General features: G+C 55.9%; 9 protein-coding genes and 1 pseudogene. 3 read left to right on the top strand and 7 right to left on the bottom strand.

The genetic code is table 11. The features are described from left to right. Window positions 1-36 precede the first annotated feature (36 nt). From NP596_RS18375 to NP596_RS18345, 7 genes are all read right to left on the bottom strand, one after another. Complete coding sequence (locus NP596_RS18375; protein WP_256616854.1) at window positions 37-759, bottom strand: adenosylcobinamide-GDP ribazoletransferase; 723 nt, start codon at window positions 757-759, stop codon at window positions 37-39. Window positions 760-826: 67 nt separating this feature from the next. Beyond that, a complete protein-coding gene (locus NP596_RS18370) occupies window positions 827-1,240 on the bottom strand; it encodes a TM2 domain-containing protein (RefSeq protein ID WP_256616853.1) in 414 nt (137 codons plus the stop codon). A gap of 220 nt (window positions 1,241-1,460) precedes the next feature. Beyond that, window positions 1,461-2,504 (bottom strand): nicotinate-nucleotide--dimethylbenzimidazole phosphoribosyltransferase, encoded by a 1,044-nt coding sequence (gene cobT / locus NP596_RS18365; RefSeq protein WP_256616852.1) that lies wholly within the window; start codon window positions 2,502-2,504, stop codon window positions 1,461-1,463. Continuing rightward, entirely contained in the window at window positions 2,504-3,025 is a 522-nt protein-coding gene (gene cobU, locus NP596_RS18360) for a bifunctional adenosylcobinamide kinase/adenosylcobinamide-phosphate guanylyltransferase (RefSeq protein WP_256616851.1), read from the bottom strand. Before cobU ends, cobT begins: the two co-directional genes overlap by 1 nt. After that, window positions 3,018-3,458, bottom strand: coding sequence for a universal stress protein (locus NP596_RS18355; protein ID WP_256616850.1), 441 nt, complete (start codon window positions 3,456-3,458; stop codon window positions 3,018-3,020). Before NP596_RS18355 ends, cobU begins: the two co-directional genes overlap by 8 nt. A 7-nt stretch (window positions 3,459-3,465) precedes the next feature. Beyond that, a complete protein-coding gene (locus NP596_RS18350; RefSeq protein WP_256616849.1) occupies window positions 3,466-3,978 on the bottom strand; it encodes a hypothetical protein in 513 nt (170 codons plus the stop codon). Window positions 3,979-3,981: 3 nt separating this feature from the next. Further along, window positions 3,982-5,868 (bottom strand): ATP-binding cassette domain-containing protein, encoded by a 1,887-nt coding sequence (locus NP596_RS18345; RefSeq protein ID WP_256616848.1) that lies wholly within the window; start codon window positions 5,866-5,868, stop codon window positions 3,982-3,984. Between the two features lie 325 nt (window positions 5,869-6,193). Here NP596_RS18345 and NP596_RS18340 point away from each other — a divergent pair, with 325 nt between their 5' ends. The 3 genes and pseudogenes from NP596_RS18340 to NP596_RS18330 all read left to right on the top strand — a co-directional run. Continuing rightward, entirely contained in the window at window positions 6,194-6,490 is a 297-nt protein-coding gene (locus NP596_RS18340) for a hypothetical protein (RefSeq protein ID WP_256616847.1), read from the top strand. A gap of 220 nt (window positions 6,491-6,710) precedes the next feature. After that, window positions 6,711-7,229 (top strand): REP-associated tyrosine transposase, encoded by a 519-nt coding sequence (locus NP596_RS18335; RefSeq protein ID WP_256616846.1) that lies wholly within the window; start codon window positions 6,711-6,713, stop codon window positions 7,227-7,229. Between the two features lie 322 nt (window positions 7,230-7,551). Continuing rightward, a pseudogene (locus tag NP596_RS18330) lies at window positions 7,552-7,833 on the top strand (PAS domain S-box protein); the annotation flags it as partial.

Here is a 7,833-nt window from a genome sequence, read left to right as displayed (position 1 = left end):
CCCCGGCCCGTTCCTCGGGGCTAAACCGGTGCCGGTTCACAGCAAGACCACGGCCAGCAATCCGGCCGTCTCGATTAACTCCACGGCCGCGCCGTACACGTCGCCGGTGGCGCCGCCCAAGCGGGTCAGGGCGGCGTAACGCACCCAAAACAGCAGGCCGCAAGCCAGCAATACATTGGCCCAGCCCATGAATAAACCGGCAAACGCCAACGAAACCACCACCACCGTGCGCGCCTCGCCCAAGGGCAGGTTGGCCAATAATTTTTCCGCCATGCCCTTGGGGCTGACGTAAGGCGTGGACAGCATCAGCAACAAAATCGCGCAACGTCCCAACAAGGGCGCCAACATTAACGGGATCAAATCGTTTTGCTGAATTAACACGAACAGCGCGGTAAATTTCACCAGCATGACCAATAACAACACCAACACCGCAATCGGCCCGGCCGCCGGGTCTTTCATGATCCGCAAACTGCGCTGTTCATCGCCCAAGCCGCCAACCCAGGCATCGGCGCAATCGGCCAGGCCGTCCAGGTGCAAGCCGCCGGTCAACAATACCCAGGCGCTCAATACCACGGCCGCCGCCACCATGTCGGGCGCGCCCGACAGGACCAGGGCCAGAAAACTCAGCAACACGCCAATCAAAAACCCCACCAGCGGGTAATACAGTACCGAACGGCCCAGCGCCGCATCGTTGGCCGTCAGCTGGAAATCGACCGGAATACGCGTCAAAAATTGCAGTGCAATCAGTAAAGATTCCATGGCTGTAATGATTCGGTTGAGTTTACGTTAAAGGTATTTATACCCGCGCGCGGTTGGTTGGGCGGAATTATTTCAAATGCCGGCCTTTGGCGTCCTTGTTGATATGGCCGGTAAAAATCAAAACCCCTTCGATAAATCCCCACACCACCCCGAAACCGCCGGTTAAATAGGTCACCAGAATTTGAGTGATACCCAGCCCCCAGAATCCCAAATAGATTCGGTGCAAGCCGATGGCGCCGAACACGATGCCCAGCAAGGCCGCCACAATGTGGCTTTTAACCGGCTGGCTGTCGACCAGATAGGCGCCGACCGGGCCGATTTCGGTGACATCGCCATGTTCGTGGTCGAAATCCACATCGTCGCCTTCCTTGGGCGGCTCGGCGGACGTCCACTGGTCGATATGAAATTCGTAAAACTTGCCTTCGTGCTTCACCACGCCGGTCTGACAGCGTTCGTCGTAACTTTCTATATGTCCAAGCATGCCTGATTTTCCTGTTGTTATATGCCACCCGGGCATAAAAGACCGGACAGACTTTATTATTCAAGGAGTTATGGTTATTTTTCAAATAAATTCCCGCCCGTGCCGAAATGACGCGAGCGCGGCGACAGCCTTTCGGCTAAATCGGCGCACATTTTACCTAAACCGGAGAAATGGCATATAACTGTTCGCGGACACGTTGCCGCAAGCGTCCTTGTCCGGCTTACAACCCGGCCGTTACCCGCGCCTGCGAAAAAGTGGCCATTTCGTTGTGCAGCCGGCAGGCCATTTGCAGCACCGGAACCGCCATGACCGCGCCGCTGGCTTCGCCCAGCCGCATGCCCAGCTGCAAAATCGGTTCGGCGGCCAGCGCGTCCAGCACCCGTTGATGGCCCTTTTCCTCGGAACGGTGACCGTAAAAAAACCAGGCTCGGCAGTCCGGATTGATTTTGGCGGCAAGCAACGCCGCCACGCTGCTAATGAAGCCGTCCACCAGCACCGGCAAACTCTGCTGGGCCGCACTGATATAGGCCGCGGCCAAAGCGGCGATTTCGAAGCCGCCCAAGGTTTGCAACACCGCCAGCGGCGTAGTCAGCCGTTGCCGATGCGTTTGCAAGGCCTGTGCTATGACCGCCGCCTTATGTTTGATCTGGCCGTTGTTCAGCCCTGTGCCGGCGCCGGTGATGTCCGCGGCCGGTACGGCCAGCAAAGCCGCCGCCATGGCGCTGGCGCTGCAGGTATTGGCTATGCCCATTTCGCCGCCGATAAACATATCCGCTTGCGCGGCCAAGGCCCGGCTGACGGCCGCGCGTCCCGCCGCCAAGGCAATCTCCAGTTGCGCCTCGGTCATCGCCGGCTTGATTTTAAAGTTTTCCGTTCCGGCGCCGGCCCGTTGGCGAATCACGTTCAGCAAATCGACCGGTTGGAGCAAGCCCACATCCACCACTTCAAAGTGGGCGCTGACCTGCCTGGCCAATACATTTACCGCCGCGCCGCCGGCGGCGAAATTTTTCACCATCTCCGCCGTCACCGCTTGCGGAAACGCCGACACCTCTTCGGCGGCGATGCCGTGGTCGGCGGCAAAGATACTGATATGAATGTTTTCCAGTCGCGGCTCGTCGCGGCGCTGCAGGGCGGCCAGTTTAACCGCCAGTTGTTCCAGCATGCCCAGCGAACCGGGCGGCTTGGTGAGTTGCGCTTGTCTGTCCAACGCCCGCTGGCGAAACGCCGCATCGGGGGCGGGAACCGCTAGGTAAAGTGTTTGCATTATTTAAGCTGTTGCGGCAAACCGGCGGTGACCAGTACCACCCGGCCGCAAATTTGCGCCAGATCCTGGTGCAGGAAACCGGCTTCGTCGACGAAGCGGCGGGTCATGGCATCGGCCGCCACCACGCCCTGCCCGACTTCGTTACTGACCATGATCACCCTGCCCTTGCACTCCCTCAGCACCGCCAGCAAGGCGGCGCGCTGGGCCGCAAACAGCTGCTCCTGGATACTGCCGCGCCGGTCGAACAACACATTGCTCAGCCACAGCGTCAGGCAATCGATCAGCAGGCAGCATTCGGGATTGGCGTGGGTTCGAATGGCTCCGGCCAAGTCGACGGGCTCTTCCAGTGTTTGCCATTCGGCTGGGCGGCGTTGTTGGTGATGGGCGATTCGGGCCCGCATTTCCGCGTCGCCGGCTTCGGCGGTGGCCAGATACAGCACCGGCAATCCGCTGTCGATCGCTTGCCGCTCGGCGTAGCGGCTTTTACCGGAACGCGCTCCGCCCAACACCAGTTCAATCATCGGTCAGGCGCACCGCCAGTACATCGCATTTGGCATGATGCAAGACGCCGTTGGCGGTGGAACCCAGCAGCAAGGCCAGACCGTGCCGGCCGTGCGAGCCTACCACGATCAGGTCCACGGCGTTTTCTTCCGCCACCCGGACGATTTCCATTTTGGCGCTGCCCATTTCCAGCCATTGCTGCTCCGCCGGCACGCCTAGTTCGGCACCCAGCTTGGCCAGCCTTTCCTTGGAAGTATCCAGCCATTCCTGAGTCAAATCGACATCGAAGGGAATCGGCCCATAGGCGGCATCGGTGATGGGCAGGTTTTCCACCACATGCACCAGGCTTAATTTGGCTTGATTCCGTTGCGCCATGTCCAGGGCTTTGCTTGAGACCTGTTTGCCGTGTTCCGAAAAATCCACCGCCAACAATATATGTTTATAGTTATGCATAGCTACCTCATTGCGGAGCGCCGGTAATTTCCGGAAACAGCGCCGCCATTATTTGGGAAGACAACATGATATACAAAAGCGCCAACCCCAAACCGAAAAACAGGGAGCGGTCCAGCGCGTGCCGTATGATATGCCCGCTGACCAGCCAATGCCACAACACCAATGCCAGCATGGCAAAATAGGCCAAGTCGTTGGCATGCGTATTCAAGGTGGCGATGGCGGGCAGGGCGAAGAAACTGATTACCACATCGGTGCCCAGCATGGCCGCCAGGGTTTGCGGAAAGCGGGCGATTTTGCCCGACGCATACAACAAAGGCCAACAGAAAGATACGATCAGACCGAAATCCACGGCTATCTGCAGCAAAGCCGTCGACTGCGCGCCGTTCAAAAACAAAATCAGATAATTGATGGCCACATACACCGGCAACAACAGCCGCAGCACAAACGGCGACGCCGGCACGTCCTGCGGACCTTTCTGGAAGGTGGCGATTCGAAAAAACAACAGGCTCAATTCGTACATGCATTACTCCGCTTGGGACAGGTTTTCTTCGGCAGTCATCCAGTCGAGTTCGGCCTGTTCCAGCGCGTCATCGACCTGGGCTTTCCGGCTTAACAGTTTTTTCAATGCGTCCTTATTCTCTTCGCTATAAATCGCCGGATCGGCCAGTTGCTGCTCCAGTTCCTGCTGTTCCTTGTGGTATTTCTCCACCGCCGCCTCGGCCTTTTTTACCGCATCCAGCATCGGTTTCAGGCGCTGGCGGCGTTCGGCGTCCTGCTTGCGCTGATCCTTGCGCGACACGTTATTCGCGGCGGCTTGGGTATCCGGCTCGTCGCAGGCCTTCTTTTGTTCCGCCAGCCATTGCTTGTAATCGTCCAGATCGCCGTCGAAGGCTTGTATGCGGCCGTCCGCCACCAGCAATAGCTGATCGGTTACCGAGCGCAGCAAATGCCTGTCGTGCGAAACCACCACGATGGCGCCCTGGTATTCCTGCAAGGCCACGCTCAAGGCATGGCGCATTTCCAGATCCAGATGGTTGGTCGGCTCGTCCAGCAGCAGCAAATTAGGGTTTTGATACACCAATATCGCCAGCACCAGCCGAGCCTTTTCGCCGCCGGAAAACGGCCCGATGGGGTCGTTGACCTTGTCGCCGCGAAAATCGAAACCGCCCAAAAAGTTGCGCAAATCCTTCTCCAGCGCCTGTTTATCCAGTTGCTGCAGATGCCACAACGGCGACTCGTCCAGCCGCAACTGCTCCAGTTGATGCTGGGCGAAATAGCCGATATGCAAATCCTGCGCATTGGTTAACTTACCACGCAATGCCGGCATTTGCCCGGATAACACTTTGATCAGGCTGGATTTACCGGCCCCGTTCGGCCCCAGTAAACCGATGCGGTCGCCGGGCGAAATGGACAGCGAGGCGTTGTGCACCACCACTTTGTCGCCATAACCGATGTCGGCCTCTTCCAGTTTGATTAAGGGGTTGGGCATTTTTTTCGGCGGCGGAAAACTAAAGCCGAACGGCGAATCCACATGGGCCTGGGCAATCAACTCCATCCGCTCCAGCGCCTTGATGCGGCTTTGAGCCTGACGGGCCTTGGTGGCCTGGGCTTTGAAGCGGTCGACGAAGCTTTGAATATGCGCAATTTCCCGCTGCTGCTTTTCGAAAGCGGTTTGTTGCTGGGCCAGCTTTTCGGCCCGCATGCGTTCGAAGTCGGAATAATTGCCGGTGTAAATCTCGGCCTTGTTTTGTTCGATATGCACGATGTGGTCGGTGATGGTATCCAGGAAATCCCGGTCGTGCGAGATCAGCAGCAGGGTGCCGGGGTATTTCACCAGCCAATCCTGCAAATAAATCACCGCGTCCAAATCCAAATGGTTGGTGGGTTCGTCCAGCAGCAATACGTCGGAACGGCACATCAAGGCCTGGGCCAGATTCAAGCGCATGCGCCAGCCGCCGGAAAACGAACTGACGGATCGGCTTTCCTGTTCTGTAGTAAAGCCCAAACCGTTCAACAACCGCGAAGCGCGGGCCTGCGCCGTATAGCCGCCGGCATGCTCCAAAGCCACATGCAGCTCGGCCAGTTTGATGCCGTCATGAGCCTGCTCGGCATCCTGCAATTGCTGTTGCAAGGCCCGCAATTCGCGGTCGCCGTCCAGCACATAATCGATGGCCGAACATTCCAGCGCCGGGGTTTCCTGTGCCACATGCGCCACTTCCAGATTCGGCGGCATGGAAAACTCGCCCTCGTCGGCATGCAACTCGCCGCGCAGCATCGCAAATAGACTGGATTTGCCGGTACCGTTGGCCCCGGTCAAACCGATCTTCTGGCCCTTATGAATCGTGAAGGAAGCCTCGCTAAACAGCAAACGGCTGCCGCGGCGAATGGCGATGTTTTTAAAATTGAGCATGATGTCGGTTAAAAAACGGTTTAATCGGGACCAAGGCAAATGGCCCGGCGTTGCGGAATTTTAACGCGGCAGGGTTTTTCGGGTGCGATGAATTTTGGCGAGGTTGGGTTGTTATGGGGAATGGCGGTCTGTTGGGCTATGCGGCGTAGTTGGGGTGATAACCAACATTTCAATGCCTAATCTTATTTTTCATAAGCTTTCCGAAATGTCATTTCCACTTGCCAAATACCTTAGTCTATTGGGCAGCTGATTTCATTTATTTACGTCAGACCTTAATTATAATCATGCTCAAAGGCGCCTACTCAACGAAATTACAGGTTCATCTATGAATACAAAAGAATTTGAAGTAATTGTAATTGCACGCAAGGGAATCGATCTTGTTAATTTAGCTCGGCATGATGGTCCATTAGCAATTCCATGCGGCACAGTTGGCCCATCAGTTGCCAAAGCAGTTTTAGAAGGCAAAGGAAAGGCAAAAGTATCAATGTTAAATTTGAAGATAGCGATTGATACTCAATATGGAGTCGAAAGCATATTAGATAACTTCGAGCTTTACGATTCAACGACTAGAAAACCTTTGCTCTGGTCATTAGTTGCTGCACGATTAAATTGCAAACAATAACAAGTCCGGTAGGTCACGTTTCCGCGATAGCGGTTACGTGACAATTCGGAGCTCGTGGCTTTGAATTTGTCAGCCCGGTAGGTCACGTTGCCGCAATCGCGGTTACGTGACAATTCGGAGCTCATGGCTTTGAATTTGTCAGGGAACGCTCCGCGCACCCTGACCTACGTTTGATCTATATTTGCGGCTGCCATTATTTCTAAATATTCCATTGATACCCATGACCGATATTCGTAGATACTCCGCCGACAACCGGCCGGTTTTCATTACGGCGGTTTGTTATCAACGCAAGCCGGTATTGGCGAATGCATCGGAAAAAGAACTGCTGCTAACCGTGATGCGGGAGGTAAAAGCGGAAATGCCGTTTCGGCTGTTGGCTTATGTGATTCTTGACGATCATTTTCATTGGCTGATCAAGCCGGAACCGGACGTTGCGTTTTCATCTATTGTGCAGTCGGTCAAACTGCGTTTTACCCATCGTTACAAACGGGCGCAAAATCTTATCCAACCCGTCACGCTTTGGCAAAAACGCTTTTGGGATCATCTGATTCGCGATCAAGACGACCTGCATCAACATTTGGACTACATTCATTACAATCCGGTAAAGCATGGCCGAGTGTCCGACCCCGCAGATTATCCATGGTCGTCATTTTTAGCCCATCAAGCCAACGGCAGTTATCCAAACGGCTGGGGCACTACGCAGCCGCCCGCCAGTATAGGAACTCTGAATTTCGAATAACGTTGGCGGCTTACGCGCTACCAACCGCAATTATTTTATTTCGAGCCTCATTCCACCGTGCCGGGTAATCCAAGGCCGCCCGCTGTGCCGACTAGGGTTTCGTCGAACATAACATCCCGCCATTACGGGGTTGGGCTTAATACCGTAAAGAGCCCAACGTTTTGGTTTTGTTGGGTTAGCGCAGGGTAACCCACAGGCGGCCTCCGGAGGGCGAGGGTACGGATATGCCGAAATTTGCAATGCGACAGGTATATAAATCTGGAACCGAGCCTCAAATGTAGACTACTATACTGCAACCTACGGCTAAACCAAGGGGGAGGCTATGTTGCACGATCCTGACGCAGCCAACCGTTTAAACCAATCCGAACGCTTTACCCGCGCCGTGCTCGATGCGCTGTCCAAGCAATTTTGCGTGCTGGACGCAGCCGCCACTATTTTGGAAGTCAACCAACCCTGGTTGGACTTCGAGCAGCAGTACAACGGCGGCCGGCCGGGGCTCGAAATCGGCCAAAACTATCTCGAGCTTCTGGAGGCCGGTCTGGCCAGCGACAGGGGCGGCAAGGCCTTTGCCGAGGGCATCCGCGCGGTGCTGTCCGGCGCCAGC

This window comes from Methylomonas rivi, assembly GCF_024505165.1.
In the GTDB taxonomy this organism is placed as follows: domain Bacteria; phylum Pseudomonadota; class Gammaproteobacteria; order Methylococcales; family Methylomonadaceae; genus Methylomonas; species Methylomonas rivi.
This window is presented reverse-complemented; position numbering and strand designations above follow the sequence as displayed.

What these genes read in the sequence shown, in the direction of transcription:
- NP596_RS18375 (WP_256616854.1), bottom strand. Translation starts at nt 759, where the DNA reads ATGGAATCTTTACTGATTGCACTGCAATTTTTGACGCGTATTCCGGTC.
- NP596_RS18370 (WP_256616853.1), bottom strand. Translation starts at nt 1,240, where the DNA reads ATGCTTGGACATATAGAAAGTTACGACGAACGCTGTCAGACCGGCGTG.
- cobT (WP_256616852.1), bottom strand. Translation starts at nt 2,504, where the DNA reads ATGCAAACACTTTACCTAGCGGTTCCCGCCCCCGATGCGGCGTTTCGC.
- cobU (WP_256616851.1), bottom strand. Translation starts at nt 3,025, where the DNA reads ATGATTGAACTGGTGTTGGGCGGAGCGCGTTCCGGTAAAAGCCGCTAC.
- NP596_RS18355 (WP_256616850.1), bottom strand. Translation starts at nt 3,458, where the DNA reads ATGCATAACTATAAACATATATTGTTGGCGGTGGATTTTTCGGAACAC.
- NP596_RS18350 (WP_256616849.1), bottom strand. Translation starts at nt 3,978, where the DNA reads ATGTACGAATTGAGCCTGTTGTTTTTTCGAATCGCCACCTTCCAGAAA.
- NP596_RS18345 (WP_256616848.1), bottom strand. Translation starts at nt 5,868, where the DNA reads ATGCTCAATTTTAAAAACATCGCCATTCGCCGCGGCAGCCGTTTGCTG.
- NP596_RS18340 (WP_256616847.1), top strand. Translation starts at nt 6,194, where the DNA reads ATGAATACAAAAGAATTTGAAGTAATTGTAATTGCACGCAAGGGAATC.
- NP596_RS18335 (WP_256616846.1), top strand. Translation starts at nt 6,711, where the DNA reads ATGACCGATATTCGTAGATACTCCGCCGACAACCGGCCGGTTTTCATT.